The organism is Conchiformibius kuhniae DSM 17694, assembly GCF_000428785.1.
GTDB classification, from domain to species: Bacteria; Pseudomonadota; Gammaproteobacteria; order Burkholderiales; family Neisseriaceae; genus Conchiformibius; species Conchiformibius kuhniae.
On sequence record NZ_AUAP01000001.1, the window covers coordinates 289,338 to 305,785 of the forward strand.

Genomic DNA, 16,448 nt, shown 5'->3' on the forward strand with positions numbered 1-16,448 from the left:
GTGCGCTCATCGGCACAGGCGAAATCGTGTCGGGGATTCCAATCCTTGTTCATGCTTTTTTCCCTTGAAAAATGCCGTTCATCAGGGCGATGCCGGACACAATCGCCGCCGCACCCGCCCAAAATCCGCCGTTTGGGGTTTCGTGCAGCAGCAGCCACGCAAAAGCGGCGGCAAACAAAGGTTCGCTCAATTCCGCTACCTGCACTTTGGCGGCGCTCATGCAGTTGAGGGCTTTGGTGGTGCAGTAAAATCCCAATATGGTGGGCAACAATGCCAAACCCAATAATGCGGCGATGATGTTGGTATTCCAGTGAATCGGGTGCATGGTTTGCACAAACGGCGGCAACAAAAATAAAGCACCCAACAACATCACCGCACACGTCAGCCGCAAACCGCCGTTTAAACCAAATTTTTTCACCAACACGGAAAACGCGCCGTAACCCGTCCCCGCGACTGCCGCGTTTGCCGACAACGCCGCACTGCCGCCGCCCGTCCACGAAATCAGCGCGATGCCAACCACCGCCGCGCCCGTTCCCGCCAATGCGGCGGCGGTGATGCGTTCGCCCAGCCACAGTCTGCCGAACAGCAGCGCCGACACCGCCGCCGATGCCATCAGCACCACCACCACATTGGCAGCGTGTCCGTGCGCGTAGGCTGCCGTTTCAAAATAAAACAGGGTGAAAATCCCCAAAAACGCGCACAACGCCACCTGCGCCCACAACATACGGCGCGGTTTGTCCCGCCCGCACAAGGGTGCCTGACGGCGTGAAAACGGTTTGTGGACAAACAACGCACCGAGAAACACGCCTGCTGCCGCCGTTTTCAAAAACGCAATGTCTTGCGCGTTCAAACCCTGTGCCAGCAGGATTTTGCTGAAAATACCGATGGACGCATTCAGCGCGGCGGCACCGGCAGCAAACAGCAAGCCTTTGGCGGTAGGGGAAAGCAGGGGATTTTGATTCATCGTCAAGATTACCGTTCCGGTGTGATATGTTTTTCAGACGGCACGTTCAGGCAGCCTGCAAACTTCATGCCGTCTGAAAAACAGGCTGCCTGAAAGCCCAAAAACCGCTTTCAGGCAGCCGCCGTTTTTAACGCTCGCCCATCGGCACAAACGCCAAATCATCGGGGCCGGTGTAGTTCGCGCTCGGGCGGATAATCTTGCCGTCTTGGCGTTGCTCCAGCACGTGCGCGCTCCAGCCTGTGGTGCGCGAAATCACAAACAGGGGCGTAAACATCGCGGTCGGCACGCCCAGCTTCTGATAGGAAACCGCCGAGAACCAATCCAAGTTCGGGAACATTTTTTTCTCGTTCCACATCAAGGTTTCCAAACGCTCGGCAATGTCAAACAAACGCATATCGCCCGTTTCCGCGCTCAATTCGCGCGCCACTTCCTTAATCACCACATTGCGCGGGTCGGACACGGTGTACACGGGGTGGCCGAAACCGATGATGATTTCCTTGCGGGCGATGCGCTCGCGGATATCCGCTTCGGCTTCATCGGCGTTGCGGTAGCGTTTTTGAATGTCGTAGGCCACTTCGTTGGCACCGCCGTGTTTCGGGCCTTTCAGGGCGCCAATCGCGCCGGTGATGGCGGAATAAATGTCCGAACCGGTGCCGGCAATCACGCGGCTGGTAAAGGTGGACGCGTTAAACTCGTGTTCCGCATACAAAATCAGCGAAATATGCATGGCTTTGACTTGCGATTCGGTGGGGCGTTTGCCGTGCAGCATGTGCAGGAAATGACCGCCGATGCTGTCTTCCTCGCTTTCCACGTTGATGCGCTTGCCGTTGTGCGAATATTGGTACCAATACAGCAACATACTGCCCAAGCTGGCAATCAGCTTGTCGGCGATATCGCGGGCTTCGCTGGCGGGCTGGCTTTCGCGCTCGGGGTGGACGCAGCCGAGCATGGACACGCCGGTACGCAACACGTCCATCGGGTGTGTGTGCGCGGGCAGGCTTTCCAGCACTTCAATCACGCGAATCGGCAGGCCGCGCAGCGATTTGAGTTTGGCTTTGTAGGCGGCCAGCTCAAACTTGTTCGGCAGATGGCCGTGAATCAGCAGGTGGGCGACTTCTTCAAATTCGCAATGTTTTGCCAAATCAAGAATATCGTAACCGCGATAGCTCAAGTCGTTGCCACTGCGGCCAACGGTACACAGCGCGGTGTTGCCCGCCGCCACGCCCGACAGGGCTACGGATTTTTTCGGTTTGAAAGTGGGGGTTTGGGTTTCGACAGTCATGCTCATGCTCCTGAAAGTGGAAAGGGAATGCGTGTTCGGACGGTGCTTGTGCCGCAGCCCTGCCGCCGTCCGAAGCAGACGGGTGCGGAATGGTGGAAAAAGGCAGATAACGCATCGTGCGGGCGCGGGTCAATCAGAACACGCGGCGCGGTGCGGGTGCATCGGCATGGCGCTGCCAAACGTATTCCGATTGTGCGGCAACGGTTTCTGCCAAATCTTTGCCGTAGCGGTCGGCGATGAAGCTCAAAGTCATGTCCATGCCCGCCGTCATGCCCGATGCGCTGTAAAATTTGCCGTCATGCACCCAAGCGGCAAAGGGCTGCCAATGCACGTTGGCGGCGAGGTTTTGCGCCCATGCGAAGGTGCGTTTGTCGGTGGTGGCGCGGACACCATCCAAGCAGCCCGCCGCCGCCAGCAGTGCCGAGCCGTTGCTTACCGACAAGCAGGTTTGCGCCTGTCCTGCCCAGATTGCCAAATCGTATAGAAAATCTTGGTGTTCGGTGAGCAAGCGCACGCCCTGCCCGCCGGGAATCAGCAGCGTGCTTGCCGGTTCGGGCACCCATACGGGAACGGTGTCGATGGCAAATCCCTGCTGGCTCGGTACCATACCGCCCTGATGGGAAACATAGTGCAGGCGCATATCGGGCATGCGTTGTAGCAGGGAAACGGGTGCCGTCAAATCCAAGCTTTCAAAGCCGTCAAACAACAGGCAGTAGCAATCCATGATTTCGACCTTTTCAAACCGTTGCCGCACAACATAAAAATCCCGCCATTTTCGTGCAAACGGAAATCCACTGTTCGGGGTGTGTCATTATTTGAATTTTTCTACTGAAAATCAGTATGGTATAAAAATGCCGTCATTGCCGCGAATGCGGGAAGCCACTGCCAGATGTTTGGAGTTGATGACAACGCCCTAATAATCCGAATAGTTTTGCAATGCCCGATATTCGGAGCCGGGATTGCCCCAATCCAATTCTTTGCCGTTTTTGTCAAAACGGTTGCTGAACACCATGCCGATTTCGTCATTTTCGTATTGAAAAACATCGTAGAACACCAGTTCGCCATCGGCATTGTAAAATTCTGTTTTGGCGGTATGTTCGTCAATCTTACGGCTGGTTCGGGTTTGAACCAAAACCAGCTTGCCGTTTATGCGGCGGTAATCTTCGCTGCCGTTTTCTGTATATTTGCGCATATCGATAACGGTGGTGTGGTCGGGCGCGAACACCATATTCGCAACGCATTTGCCGTTTGCATCGTATTCCGACAATTCGTCTTGAATGATTTGATGATTCAAATCCAGTACCAAAATGCGTTGCGCCACACCGTTGCCGTTGCGGTAGAAAATCTGCTTGTGGTTGCCGTATTCGATGATTTCAATTTCCATCAGAAAACCAGCGCAAAAACCGTTTCCACAAGCCGAGTGTTTCTTGTGGCGGCTTGGGTGCATACCGAACCGGCAACGGCTTATCCGAACAAGACAAACCTTTATCATTGGGATTTTTAAACGTATCCGAAACAAACAACCGCCGGTCTTTTTGCCTGATGCAAAAGTTTTCAGTATGTACGTACCAAGCCGAATCCCTTTGTTTATCAAATATCTCAACGATATAAGGTGTATCCAAATCAAAAGACACCCCGTCCGCCAGCACACAATGACGGATATCATGCCCCATGTTTTGATGTTCTGTTTTTTCCCTGCCAATACCGCCCAAGTACCGCTCTTCCCGACTTTGACCGTACTTCGGATGAGCGACAGATACCAAAACGGAACTGATGGGTATTTTGCTGTGCAGATAGAAACAAGGCTGTTTGTTTTTTAATGCGATACCGATTTGGTAAGGCTCACCAAAATGACCCGATACGGCTTCGGCACGCCCTGTTACAAACCACAGTAAACCATAATAAAAAATATTTTTATTAATCAATTGGTAAAAAATTATTTAAAAATATCGTGGCGTGCGTTATCTATATTTTCCCACTGAAAATTCATTAATCATTCAATGATTTCAATTTCCATGATTTCGGCTTGCAAAAAACCGACAGCGCATTTTTCAAACGGAAAAACGTCTGTTTGGCAAGGCTGACCGCACCCCCGCCGCACGGGGGCGCATGGCAGCTTATTGTTTTTCGCTGAACAGCTTGTCTAATTTCTGTTCAAAATCGTGGTAATTGAGATAATCGTAGAGTTCCGCGCGGGTTTGCATGGTGTCCAGCACGTTTTCCTGCGTGCCGTCCCGCAAAATCGCCTGATACACGTTCAATGCGGCTTTGCTGGCGGCTCGGAAAGAGGAAAGCGGATACAGCACCAGCTTCACGCCGTGTTCGGCGAGCTGCTGCTGCGTATAAAGCGGCGTTGCGCCGAACTCGGTAATGTTCGCCAACACGGGCACGTTTACCGCTTCGGCAAACTGTTTGTACATCGCCAGTTCGGTCATCGCTTCGGGGAAAATCATGTCGGCACCCGCTTCCACACAGGCGCGGGCGCGTTCAATCGCCGCGTCCAAACCTTCAACGGCGAGCGCATCGGTACGCGCCATAATCACGAAATTTTCATCTTGGCGGGCATCAACGGCGGCTTTGATTCTGTCCACCATTTCGGCTTGGGAAACAATGGCTTTGTTCGGGCGGTGTCCGCAGCGTTTTTGCGCCACTTGGTCTTCGATGTGGACGGCGGCCACGCCCGCTTTTTCAAAGGCGCGGATGGTGCGGGCGATATTGAACGCGCCGCCCCAGCCGACATCAATGTCCACCAAAAGCGGCGTGTCCACATTGTCGGTGATGCGGCGGGCGTCAATCAGCACGTCTTCCATGGTGGTGATGCCCAAATCGGGAATGCCGCAGGAACAGGCGGCCACGCCGCCGCCCGAAAGGTAAACGGCCTTGAAACCGCTTTGGGTGGCAAGGCGGGCAAAATAGGCATTGACGCAGCCGGCAACGGCAAGCGGGGACGATTCTTGAACGGCGCGGCGGAACGCGGCACCGGCGGAATGGCGGGTCATGAATTTGTCTCCAAAATAAGTTGGGTGGTGTTATTCTTATGTAATGAAATGTAACGGAGACGGTGTTTTTTGTAAAATCGTTTATTTTAATCGCTGCCATCAAGCAGACAAATTATCCGCAAAAAACCGCACGGTTTTATTCCGTGCGGTATCGGAGAAAAGAACGGGCAGCTTATTTTTCCGCGCCGTCCACAGCAAATGCCAATAAGGAAACTTGCCATGTCTTCATCACTGTGCGCAAATACTCGGTTGGAACGGCAACTTCCAAGTCCACATCCATTTCCATCATCACATCATTGTCTTTATCCAAATACATACGGACAAAACGCTTGCTTTGATTCCAACGGTTGGCGGTTTGTAAGGTTTGCTTGCCGTCGTTTTTCCATGGGCTGATAAATTGCAGACTCTTACAGTTTTTGTTTTGTTTGCAACCGTAGAAAGCAACAATTTGATTGACGTCCATATATTTGAACGTAATCAAAGGGTCGCCTTTATCATCTTTTTTGATTTGGACATCGTCTGCCCACTGGTCAATCAAATCAGCGATTTTTTTAGGGTTTTTGGCATCAACCATATCTGCAGCCATCACGGACGGACTGAATGCCAGCGCAACGCTTGCCAATGTGGCAGTTAGGAGATTTTTCATAGTTGTTTCCTTGTTCAAGAATGATGGAAAAAGTGAAAAAGCACAAACCACAATTTAAATATAACTTATTTCCACTTTTTTATCAATCAGTTTTACAGCGCCCCGTCATTTTGCAACAAAGTAAACAAAGGCACGCCCGCCGCACGGATATTCGCCGCACCGGGCAGGTCGGTAAATTCCAAAATCGCACAGGCTTCCGCCACTTCGCCGCCCAAACGCCGGATTAACTCAATGCCTGCCTGCATCGTTCCGCCCGTTGCCACCAAATCATCGACCAGCAGCACGCGGCTGCCCGCTTTAATCGCGTCTTTGTGGATTTCTACCGTGGCTTCGCCGGTAGGTTTGCGAAATGGTATCGAACGGCAATTTGCCCTGCTTGCGAATCGGCACGAAACCCACATTCAACTGATACGCCAACGCCGCGCCGATGATAAAACCGCGTGCGTCCAAGCCCGCCACCGCATCAATCTGCTGACCCATGTAGCGGTAGGTAAACAAATCCACCAGCAGGCGGAAATATTCGGGGCTTTGCAGCACGGGGGTGATGTCGTGGAACAAAATGCCCTGCTTGGGCCAATTGGGGATTTTGCGGATTTTTTCGGCAAGCGCATTCACGCCCATCACATCGGGGTGGAAAGCCATCATGGTTGCAACCTTTCGTTTGCGGAACACAAAAACGCTATTTTAGCAGCTTTGGCGGCGAAAACGGCAGCCAAAAAAACCGCCACTGCAAAAGTGGCGGACAGGTAAATAATTTGATTTTACTTCGGTATGTAGCTGCAAGAGACTTCTTTATCCCCTCCAATAGTCAGATTGCGAATCGTAACCCGACCGGTTTTGGTGGAAAAACCGAGTACCTGATAGTTGGTGGCAAAAAGCATAGAGCTGCGGGTGAAAGCCTTGCCCACATAAACATGCGCACATTCTTCAGCATATAAATCAATATCCAAACGGCGTCCCTGTTTGTCAATAAAAAAACCTACGCCGTTTTGTTTGACTATGGCACGTCCGTTTTTAAAATCATCAGCATAATCGTATTGAATCGGAATCACCACTTTGCCCGCTTTGTCGATAAAACCGTATTTGCCGTTTTGCCCAACCAGTGCCAAACCTTCGGAAAACGACAAGGCAACATCATATTGAAGTGGAATCATCACCTTGCCCGCTTTGTTGATAAAACCCCATTTGTCGTTTTGCCTAACCGATGCCAAGCCTTTGGAAAACGAATAGGTATCATCATATTGAAGCGGAATCACCAGCTTACCCGTTTTGTCGATAAACCCCCATTTTTTGTTTTGCTGAACCTTTGCCAAGCCTTCGGAAAACGAATCGGCATAATCATATTGAACCGGAATCACCACCTTGCCCGCTTTGTTGATAAAACCGTATTTGTCGTTTTGCTTAACCCATGCCAAGCCTTCGGAAAACGATTGGGCATTATCATATTTAATCGGAATCACCACCTTGCCCGCTTTGTTGATAAAGCCCCATTTGCCGTTTTGCTCAACCGGTGCCAGGCCTTCGGAAAACGAACCAGCATCATCGTATTGAAGCGGAATCACCAGCTTACCCGTTTTGTCGATAAAACCGTATTTGCTGCCGTTTTGCCTAACCCATGCTAGGTCTTCTGTCAAGCAGCCGACAAGGTCATACCCGCTTACCTGAGGTTTTACGCAATCTGCCGCCGCGCTGGGTGCAAAAACCAATGCGCCCGCCGCCGCCAGCGTCAGGCACAATTTACGGATAGGATAGGATAGGATAGGATAGGATAGGATAGGATAGTTTTCATTGCTATTCCTTTGTTTGGTGGTTGAAAAATGGAAATGCGGGCATTGCCTGCCGCAGATTTTGTTGCAACGGAACACGCCGTTACAATTTGGATAAATATCACATATGCAAAGTTTTGTCAAGCCTTGTTGGGGGTAATCGATTGACGGTGTGCTTTTGCGGCGTGCCGTTATTTAAATTTTTATAATTAAAATCAGCATAATACAAAATCCGTTATGCCCACGAATGCGAAAAGCCTCTGCCCGATGCTTGGCAAACCATGTTTTATCAAGGTTTGTTGTGCTTTGATGTGGATTCCCGCATTCGCGGGCATGGCGGCGCGGTGTTTTTTCGGTTAATTGACGGCACGCCCTGCGCGACCAATCAAAACAGGGCGTGCCAAGCATCGGGCAGTGGCGTTACACGTGCGCGGGCATGGCGGGGATTTTTGTATTGCACTGATTTTTTTAGTGTAAAAACTTTGATAACGGTGCGCCGCCGTGCTGTTTGGGTGTAATGTGCGCTTGGCGCGATTTAACGGGATTTTGCACACGCCGCGCCGCCGCCGCTTTGGGCTTCGCCCGCCGAAGCGTTATAATCGGGCGTGATTTTTCAAACAAAAAGGGCAAACCCATTATGGAAAAAATCTGGCTCAACAGCTACGAAGCCGATATTCGGGCGGAAATCGATGTTTGCCGCTACACGTCCATCAACGATATTTTCCGCCAAAGCTGCGAAAAATACGCCGGTAAAACGGCGTTTCACAATTTGGGCAAGGAGCTGAGTTACCGCGAACTGCAAACGCTCACCGCCGATTTTGCCGCTTATTTGCAACAGGTGCTGAAGCTGGAGCGCGGGGCGCGGGTGGCGGTGATGATGCCCAATGTGCTGCAATATCCGATTGCGGTATTCGGTATTTTGCAGGCGGGGCTGGTGGTGGTGAACACCAATCCTTTGTACACGCCGCGCGAGTTGGAGCATCAGTTGAACGACAGTGGGGCGGAAACCATTATTGTGTTGGAAAATTTTGCCAATACGCTGGAGCTGGTGCTGCCGCGCACGCAAATCAAAAATGTGCTGGTTGCCACCATCGGCGATATGTTCGGGCTGAAAGGCGCGTTGATGAATTTGGTGGTACGCAGGGTGAAGAAGATGGTGCCGGATTATCAAATCCCCCATGCCGTGCCGTTCAAACGGGCGTTGGCGCTGGGGGCGGCGCACACTTTGCAGCCTGTGGATGCGGGCTTGGACGATTTGGCGTTTTTGCAATACACGGGCGGGACAACGGGCGTGGCAAAGGGGGCGATGCTCACGCACGGCAATATTTGCGCCAATATGCTGCAAGCGGGCGAGTGGATTAAAAACGGTTTGCGCGAGGGCGGGGAAACGGTGATTGCCGCGTTGCCGCTTTACCATATTCTGGCGCTCACCATCAATCTGATGGTGTTTATGCAGGTGGGCGGCAAAAGTATTTTGATTACCAATCCGCGTGATATTCCCGCGTTTGTCGCGGAGTTGAAAAAACACCCCGTCAGCGTGTTTGTGGGCATCAATACGCTGTTTAACGCGCTGTTGAACCACCCTGCTTTCAAAGACACCGATTTTTCCACTTGGAAGCTGGCGTTGAGCGGGGGCATGAGTACGCAGCAGGCGGTGGCGGAAAAATGGTTTGCGGCAACGGGGCTGCCGATTGTGGAAGCCTACGGTTTGACCGAAGCCAGCCCAGGCGTGTGTGCCAATCCGCTCAACATCGCCGCTTACACGGGCTGCATCGGTTTGCCGATTCCCAATACCGATGTGCAAATCCGCAACGGCGAAGGGCAGTGCGTTGCGGTGGGGGAAGCGGGCGAACTGTGGGTGCGCGGCCCGCAAGTGATGAAAGGCTATTGGCAACGCCCCGATGAAACGGAGAAGGTGTTGCAAGACGGCTGGCTGGAAACGGGCGATATTGTGGTGATGGACGAAAAAGGCTGGTTGAAAATCGTCGACCGCAAAAAAGACTTGATTGTGGTGTCGGGCTTTAACGTGTATCCCAATGAAATCGAGGAAGTGGTCGTTCACCACCCGAAGGTGCAGGAGGCAGCGTGCATCGGCGTGGCGAGCGACAAAACGGGCGAGGCTTTGAAGCTGTTTGTGGTGAAAAAAGACGAATCGCTGACCGAAAGCGAGCTGATTGAGTATTGCCGCACCCAATTGACGGGCTACAAAGTGCCGCGCAACATCGAGTTTCGTGATGAGTTGCCCAAATCGAATGTGGGCAAGATTTTGCGCCGCCAGTTGCGCGATGAAAAATCCGCCTGATTGCGGGCATGGTGAAAACACGCGCAGGGTTTTGCTCTTGCGCGTGTTTTTTATTGTTTTGCTGATTTTCAGTAGAAAATTTAAATGATGATGCGCCTTAGGGTGTGTCATCAATTAATTTTTTATATCGTTAATGTTCTTTAATTTTCATACGGCGTTGGCTCGCCTTGCCGTATTACCCATACTGTCTGCGGCTCGCCGCCTTGTATGAAAAATAAATCTCATCAACTATACTGAAAATTCAGTGCAATATAAAAAAATCCGTCATTCCCGCGCAGGCGGGAATCCACCTCTCGATGCTTGGCAAGCCATGTTTTATCAAGGTTTCTCGTGTTTCGACTTGGATTCCCGCCTGCGCGGGAATGACGGTGCGGCGTTTTGACGTGCCTTAACGTTTGCGGCGGCGGTTTTTGCTGTTGCCGCGTTTTTTCGTGTGCGCTTTGGCTTTGGGCGCGGGCGCATCGGTTGGTGCCGTTTGCGTGTTTTCTGCGGCGGGCGCGTCAGCCTGTTCGGGCATGGCGGGCGTTGCCTCCTCCGCTTGTGCCGCGTCGCCAACGCTTGCGGGGGCTTCGGCTTCGGACGGGGTTTGCGCCGTTGCTTCGGCAGGAGCTTGGTTGTCGTCTGCGGTTGCGTGTTGCAGGGCGGCGACTGCCGCTTTGCCGACCGTGCCGTGTTCGCGCCATTGTTGTGCCAATTGCGCCATCATGCGCCCGAAGGGGCGCGGGTCGCCGTCAAACAGGGTTTGCAAACCGTCGTTTTCGATGATGTGCATGCGCAGGGCAATGCGTTCCTGATGGTTTTCCACCAAGCGCAGGGCGCTGTCTACGTATTCGTCTGCGGTGCGGGCAATCAGCCAATCGGGCAGACCCAAGCGTTTGAACAGGCCTTCATCGATGTGTTCGTGAACTTCCGTGCCGGTTTTGCACACGCCCACCAAGCCCAATGCCGCCATGTCGATGATGCCGTTGGTGTTGCCGAAGGGGAAGGGGTTGAGCAGCATGTTGCAGTGTTGCAGCACGCTCAGGTATTGGCGGTAGGGGCGGTGCGGGTAGGCGGTGGCGTCGTCGCCCAGATAGCTGCGGATAAAACGCGCCACATGGGGGTGGGTGATGCCGCCCGATTGCCCCACCGCAAAATGAAAATGCACTTTTACTTTGGCGCGGTCGCGGATGGCTTGGCAGGCTTCCATGAAATAGGGGTTGAGCTTCATGGTGGTGGCTGCCACGCCGATGTGTACCACGTCGGGCGATTCGTTCAGGAAAAACTCGATGTCTTCGGGCATGTGTACCGAAGGCACGTAGGGCAGGGCGTCTTTGGGCAGGCGCAGCAGGGTTTCGCTGAAGCGGTCTTCGCTGCCGACATAGTCGTCTTCCACCACCACGTAGTCGATAAATTCGGAATGGGTGGTGGCGGGGTGGCCGAGTGCCACTGCCTGAATCGGCGCAAGACGGGTGTTGGACAGGAAGATGGTCAGCAGGTCCATGCCGATGCTGGGCATGTACAGTACGGTGGGGTGGTTTTCTTCGCAAATCAGGCGCACGTTCTGCATGCGTTCGATGATGGTGTCGCCTTGTGCCACGTAGTATTCGTCAAACACGGCGCGTCCGGCTTCGTCCACGCTGTCGCTGCCGATGCCGATGATGTGGAAGTGTTCGCGGGCGGCGGCGAGTGAGGTCGAGTGGGTGCGGTAAATCGAGTGCGAGGCGTGGAAATGCTCCAGTACGACCACCATCACGGGTTTGTCTTGCGGGGGCAGGGGCTGCGACACGTCGCGGTCTTGCCAGTCCAAGCCCAGCAGATGGCGGCGTATGACTTGGTTGAGTGATTTTTTGACGGCGTGTTTGTTGGCATCGATGTCGTAGCTGCAGTGCATGTACACGTCGTGGGCGATGGTGGCGGGGACGTTGGACAAGTCGGGCAGTTGCGCCAGTTTTTCGGGCAGCCATTGCAATACGGCGTGGCGTTTGCCGAAGGCGGCGGGCGTGCCGAGAAAACGGGGCGATTGCAGGGCAAAACACAGGGAAGCGCAAATGTCGGGGTCGAGCGCCCACAGTGCGTCCAGATTGATGCTGACGTTGGATTCGGGCAGGTACAGGATGGCGAATTTAATCAGCGCGGCGCGGGTGTTGTCGATGTGGATGTCGAGCGGGTGCTGCGGCTCGGGATTGCGGTTGTAGGTTTGCAGGATGTGGTCGGCGTTGATGTAGGGCGAGGCGGCGAAAATCATGTTCAGCCAACGCTGCATCGCCAAGAAGTGTTGTGCGCCTTCGGGCGAGACGGTCAAATCGGGGTCGGTGAACAATTGTGTGATGGCTTGCGCCGCCTGTGTGCAGAAGCTGATGTGGCGGTCTTGGTCCAAGTTGGGGTTGTGCAGTTGTTCGGGGGTGTCGAATTCGATGCCGGTGATGTTGCCGAATTGGCGGTCGATGGTGTGCAAAATCCGCAACAGTTCGCCGCAGGCGTTTTCGTGGTCTTTGGCGGCAATGTATTGTTGCAGGCGCGGCAGGCCGGGATTGGGGTTTTGCTCTGACATGATGGTTTCCTTTGTGGGTCGGTTAGGGGGTGTCGTCGCCGTAATATTTCTCGCCGATGCGTATCGGTTCGCGCCCCTGACTGCGGCGGTGGGCGTTGGAATCGCGCAGGGAATAGGCGCAACCGCAATATTCCTGCTGGTAAAAGTGTTCGCGTTTGCTGATTTCAATCATGCGCGCGCTGCCGCCGCCTTTGCGCCAGTTGTATTCCCAATAGGTGATGCCCGGATATTTGGCGGCGGCGCGGACACCGCAATCGTTGATTTGGTTCATGTTTTTCCAGCGCGAAATGCCCAAGCTGCTGGTGATGACGGGGAAACCGTTTTCATAGGCATACAGCGCGGTGCGTTCAAAACGCATGTCAAAACACATGGTGCAACGAATGCCGCGTTCGGGTTCGTGTTCCATGCCTTTGGCGCGGGCAAACCAGTTGTCCACATCGTAATCGGCATCAATAAACGGCACGCCGTGTTTTTCGGCAAAGGCGATGTTCTCTTCTTTGCGGATTTCGTATTCGCGCAGGGGGTGAATGTTGGGGTTGTAAAAAAACACCGTGTAATCAATGCCGGAAGCCAGCATCGCTTCCATCACTTCGCCGGAACAGGGGGCGCAGCAGGAATGCAGCAGCACTTTTTTCGCGCCGCCCGGCGCGTGCAAAACGGGGCGTTCAATCGGGGTAACGGTCATGGGCGTGCCTTTTAGTGGTGGCCGCCGGCTTCGCCGTCCAAACGGTAAACGATGCCGCAATAGGGGCAGGTGTATTCGCTGTTGGATTCAATCGGCAAAAACACGCGCGGGTGGCCGTTCCAAGGTTGTTCCTGCGGGCCGGTGCAGTGCAGGGGCAAATCGTGCGGGGTGATGACAGTTGCTTGCGGCATGGTGGTTTTCCTTATCAATTTTATCGGTTTAATATTTTCAGGCAGCCTGAAAACGGAAAAAACGGTATTTTACCGCGATTTTCACTTTTTGGTGCGGCGGTGCGGACGGCGGTTTTCCAGCTCCGCCACGCGCTCGCGCATCTGCGCCAATTCGCTTTGCAAATCGGCGATGCGTTGCGCGGCGGCATCGGGCTGCGGATTGAGAAACGCGCCGACTTGTTGCAGCACGCTGCCGAGTTTCGCCGCTTTTTCCGCCCACTCGCTGCCCAGCAACGCGGGCAAATCCCGTTGCGGACGGTAACGCAAGCTGCTGACGCGCAAAAAAATATTCATGCCCAATTCCATATCGCCCTCAAACGCCAAATCGTTGAAATCGGGGCGTTTGCCCTGCAACAGTTCGGGCAGCACGCGCGGGTGCAGCACCAGCACGGTGCGGGGGCGGCGCAAAGTGTCGTCCAGCAGCCCGTGCGCGTTGATGCGCCCGCAATATTGGAAACCCGCGCTGCGTATCCCCACCGTCAAACCGTTGAAGCCGCCCAGTTCGCGGCAGACTTCGGGATTTTGCCGCAACAGGCGGTTAATCAAAACTAGCGCAAACATATCAGTTGCTTACGGCATACACCGCTTCCAAATTGCGCCACATGCCTTTCGCGTCCATGCCGAAACCGAACACATAGCGGTTCGGCACGCGCACGCCCACATAATCCGCCGCAATCGGCTTGGCGCGTCCGATGTCCTTATCGGCAAACACGGCGGTGCGGCACGATGCCGCGCCTGCGGCGAGAATGTGTTCGCGCACGGTGTGCAAAGTCAGCCCTTCGTCCAAAATATCGTCCAAAATCAAGACGTGGCGGCCGGACACGTTTTGCGGCTGGCGCAGCCATTCAAACGCGCCGCCTTTGAGCTTGTCGCCGTAGCGGGTGATGTGGATATAATCAAAATCCAAAGGAAAACGCAAAAGCGGCAACAACTTGCCGGTAAACACCACCGCGCCGCCCATAATCGGCAGCACCAAAGGATAGCGGTCGGCAAAATCGCGGCACAAATCCGCCGCCATCTGTTCAATCGCGGCTTGACAGGCAGCCGCGCTGTGGATTTCATCGCTGTTTGCCAACAATGCGGTGGCTTCCTGATGCTTTTCGCACCAATCTTGTTGTTTTGTCATGATTATTCGTCTTCCAGACTTAAATAGCTGCTCTGTTTGAGCGAATGGAAAAATTCGGCGGTGTAGATGCGCCGTTCGCTGCCGTCCAACTTCGCCAAACGCAGTTTTTCTTCAAATTTGTTAATCACTTCCTGCGGTTGCAGATGGACGTAGCGGAGCATGTCTTCAATGGTGTCGTGCGCTTCCATGCCCGCATATTCGATGCCGCCGTCATCGCGCACATACACGTTCACCGAATCGGTGTCGCCGAACAGATTGTGCATGTCGCCGAGAATTTCCTGATACGCGCCCACCATAAACACGCCCAAAATATAGGGTTTTCCCGCTTCGGGCAGGTGCAGGGGCAGGCTGTTTTCAATGCTTTGGCGGTCCACGTAGCGGCTGACTTTGCCATCGGAATCGCAGGTCAAATCCTGCAACACGGCGCGGCGGGTCGGCTGTTCGCCCAAGCGGTGAATCGGCATAATCGGCAGCACCTGTCCGATTGCCCATGTGTCGGGCAGGCTTTGGAATACGCTGAAATTGCAGAAATATTTGTCGGCGAGTTTGTCGGTCAAATCGTCATACACTTGGCGTTGGGCGCGGTAGCCGGTGTGCAAGCCCTGTTTCAGACGGCGGCACAGCACGGCGTGAAGCTGCTCGGCAAGGGCTTTTTCAGGCAGCCCGATTTTGCCGTCCACATAGTTTTCGGTTACTTCCGCCAGATAATGGCTGATGCGGTAATAGGTTTCGGTAACCATGTCGGGGTCGGTGCCCTGTTCCAGCAGGGTAACCAGCTTTTGCGTGGCAAACGACAAGGTTTCGGGCGCGGGAATATCGGGGACGGTTTCGGGCAGGGTTTCCACATCGGTAACGTTCATCACCAGCACGGCATGATGCGCGGTCATGGCGCGGCCGGATTCGCTGAAGATGTGCGGGTGCGGCAAGCCCGCTTCCTCGCAATAATCTTTCAACATGGAAACAATGGTGTGCGAGTATTCGCCGATGTCGTAATTGACGGAACTGGCGTTGCGCGAGTGCGTGCCGTCATAGTCCACGCCCAAGCCGCCGCCCACGTCCACATAGTCCACCGGCAAGCCCAGCGCCCGCAGTTCGGCGAAGTAGCGCACGGCTTCTTTGAAACCGGTGCGGTAGTCGGCGATATTGGAAATTTGCGAACCCATGTGAAAATGCATCAGCCGCACCGAATCGCCCAAGCCGGCTGCCTGAAGCCGCGCCGCCGCCGAAATCAGTTGCGCCGCCGACAAGCCGAATTTGCCTTTTTCGCCGCCCGTGTCCGCCCACTTGCTGGAAGCCAGCGAAGACAGGCGCACCCGCAAACCGATGTTCGCACGCACGCCCAGCTTGGCGGATTCCTCAATCACCAAATCCACTTCGCTTTCTTTTTCAATCACGATAAAGACTTCGTGTCCCAAGCGCTGACCCATCAGCGCGAGGCGGATAAAATTGCGGTCTTTGTAGCCGTTGCAGACGATGACCCCGCCTTTGGGCGCATACGCCAGCACAATCATCAGTTCGGGTTTGCTGCCCGCTTCCAAACCGATGGACACTTCATCGTTTTTCGGCACGATGATGTTTTTGACCACGCTTTCCTGCTGATTGACTTTAATCGGATAAATGGCGGTGTAACGTCCCTGATAGGCGTTTTTGCGAATCGAGCGGTTGAAGGCGCGGCACAGGCGCAGCACGCGGTCTTGCAAAATATCGGGAAAGCGGAACAGCATCGGCAAATCCTGTCCGCGCCCGTTCAATTCGTGTACCAAATCATACAGGCTCACGGCAACGGGGCTGCTTTGGTTGGGTCGCACGGTGATTTCGCCGTTGTCGGCAACGGCAAAATAACCGCCGCCCCAATGGGTGATGCCGTAGAGCGCGGCGGAATCGGCGGGAGTCCAAGTCATGAAAATCCTTTGCT

15 protein-coding genes and 1 pseudogene are annotated in these 16,448 nt (G+C 54.1%); 1 reads left to right on the forward strand and 15 read right to left on the reverse strand.

Features of this window, described 5'->3' with window-relative positions; genetic code table 11:
* Positions 1-49: 49 nt before the first annotated feature.
* The 9 genes and pseudogenes from G392_RS0101495 to G392_RS11790 all read right to left on the reverse strand — a co-directional run bounded on the left by G392_RS0101495 (position 50) and on the right by G392_RS11790 (position 7,525).
* On the reverse strand, positions 50-964 hold the full coding sequence (locus tag G392_RS0101495; protein ID WP_051255506.1) for a DMT family transporter: 915 nt from the start codon (positions 962-964) through the stop codon (positions 50-52).
* Positions 965-1,091: 127 nt separating this feature from the next.
* On the reverse strand, positions 1,092-2,246 hold the full coding sequence (gene prpC, locus G392_RS0101500; RefSeq protein ID WP_027008797.1) for a bifunctional 2-methylcitrate synthase/citrate synthase: 1,155 nt from the start codon (positions 2,244-2,246) through the stop codon (positions 1,092-1,094).
* Positions 2,247-2,379: 133 nt separating this feature from the next.
* Complete coding sequence (locus G392_RS0101505; protein ID WP_027008798.1) at positions 2,380-2,970, reverse strand: DJ-1/PfpI family protein; 591 nt, start codon at positions 2,968-2,970, stop codon at positions 2,380-2,382.
* Between the two features lie 189 nt (positions 2,971-3,159).
* Entirely contained in the window at positions 3,160-3,630 is a 471-nt protein-coding gene (locus G392_RS0101510) for a hypothetical protein (RefSeq protein WP_027008799.1), read from the reverse strand.
* Positions 3,620-4,171 carry a hypothetical protein gene (locus tag G392_RS13465; protein WP_156900754.1) on the reverse strand — a complete coding sequence of 184 codons (552 nt, stop codon included), beginning with the start codon at positions 4,169-4,171 and terminating at the stop codon, positions 3,620-3,622. The genes G392_RS0101510 and G392_RS13465 overlap by 11 nt, the downstream gene beginning before the upstream one ends.
* 192 nt (positions 4,172-4,363) lie before the next feature.
* Entirely contained in the window at positions 4,364-5,245 is an 882-nt protein-coding gene (gene prpB, locus G392_RS0101525) for a methylisocitrate lyase (RefSeq protein WP_027008801.1), read from the reverse strand.
* 172 nt (positions 5,246-5,417) lie between these two features.
* On the reverse strand, positions 5,418-5,819 hold the full coding sequence (locus tag G392_RS0101530) for a YbjN domain-containing protein (protein ID WP_211224332.1): 402 nt from the start codon (positions 5,817-5,819) through the stop codon (positions 5,418-5,420).
* Positions 5,820-5,983: 164 nt separating this feature from the next.
* Positions 5,984-6,536 (reverse strand): annotated as a pseudogene (locus G392_RS11785) (adenine phosphoribosyltransferase).
* A gap of 116 nt (positions 6,537-6,652) precedes the next feature.
* Positions 6,653-7,525, reverse strand: coding sequence for a WG repeat-containing protein (locus G392_RS11790; protein WP_211224333.1), 873 nt, complete (start codon positions 7,523-7,525; stop codon positions 6,653-6,655).
* A gap of 769 nt (positions 7,526-8,294) precedes the next feature.
* On the opposite strand from G392_RS11790, the gene G392_RS0101555 reads away from it, so the two are divergent.
* Positions 8,295-9,959, forward strand: coding sequence for an AMP-binding protein (locus G392_RS0101555; protein WP_027008803.1), 1,665 nt, complete (start codon positions 8,295-8,297; stop codon positions 9,957-9,959).
* 388 nt (positions 9,960-10,347) lie between these two features.
* Here the strand turns inward: G392_RS0101555 and G392_RS11795 are convergent, their stop codons facing one another.
* From G392_RS11795 to speA, 6 genes are all read right to left on the reverse strand, one after another.
* Positions 10,348-12,492: a UDP-glucose:protein N-beta-glucosyltransferase gene (locus tag G392_RS11795; protein WP_051255508.1), complete on the reverse strand. Its 2,145-nt coding sequence runs from the start codon at positions 12,490-12,492 to the stop codon at positions 10,348-10,350.
* A gap of 22 nt (positions 12,493-12,514) precedes the next feature.
* Positions 12,515-13,177 carry an epoxyqueuosine reductase QueH gene (locus tag G392_RS0101570; RefSeq protein ID WP_027008804.1) on the reverse strand — a complete coding sequence of 221 codons (663 nt, stop codon included), beginning with the start codon at positions 13,175-13,177 and terminating at the stop codon, positions 12,515-12,517.
* A gap of 11 nt (positions 13,178-13,188) precedes the next feature.
* Positions 13,189-13,368: a zinc-finger domain-containing protein gene (locus tag G392_RS0101575; RefSeq protein WP_034334135.1), complete on the reverse strand. Its 180-nt coding sequence runs from the start codon at positions 13,366-13,368 to the stop codon at positions 13,189-13,191.
* Positions 13,369-13,449: 81 nt separating this feature from the next.
* On the reverse strand, positions 13,450-13,968 hold the full coding sequence (locus tag G392_RS0101580) for a hypothetical protein (RefSeq protein WP_027008806.1): 519 nt from the start codon (positions 13,966-13,968) through the stop codon (positions 13,450-13,452).
* A 1-nt stretch (position 13,969) separates the two neighbouring features.
* Positions 13,970-14,533 (reverse strand): hypoxanthine-guanine phosphoribosyltransferase, encoded by a 564-nt coding sequence (locus tag G392_RS0101585; protein ID WP_027008807.1) that lies wholly within the window; start codon positions 14,531-14,533, stop codon positions 13,970-13,972.
* Between the two features lie 2 nt (positions 14,534-14,535).
* Positions 14,536-16,434, reverse strand: a complete 1,899-nt coding sequence (gene speA / locus G392_RS0101590) for an arginine decarboxylase (RefSeq protein WP_027008808.1) — start codon at positions 16,432-16,434, stop codon at positions 14,536-14,538.
* Positions 16,435-16,448 lie beyond the last annotated feature (14 nt).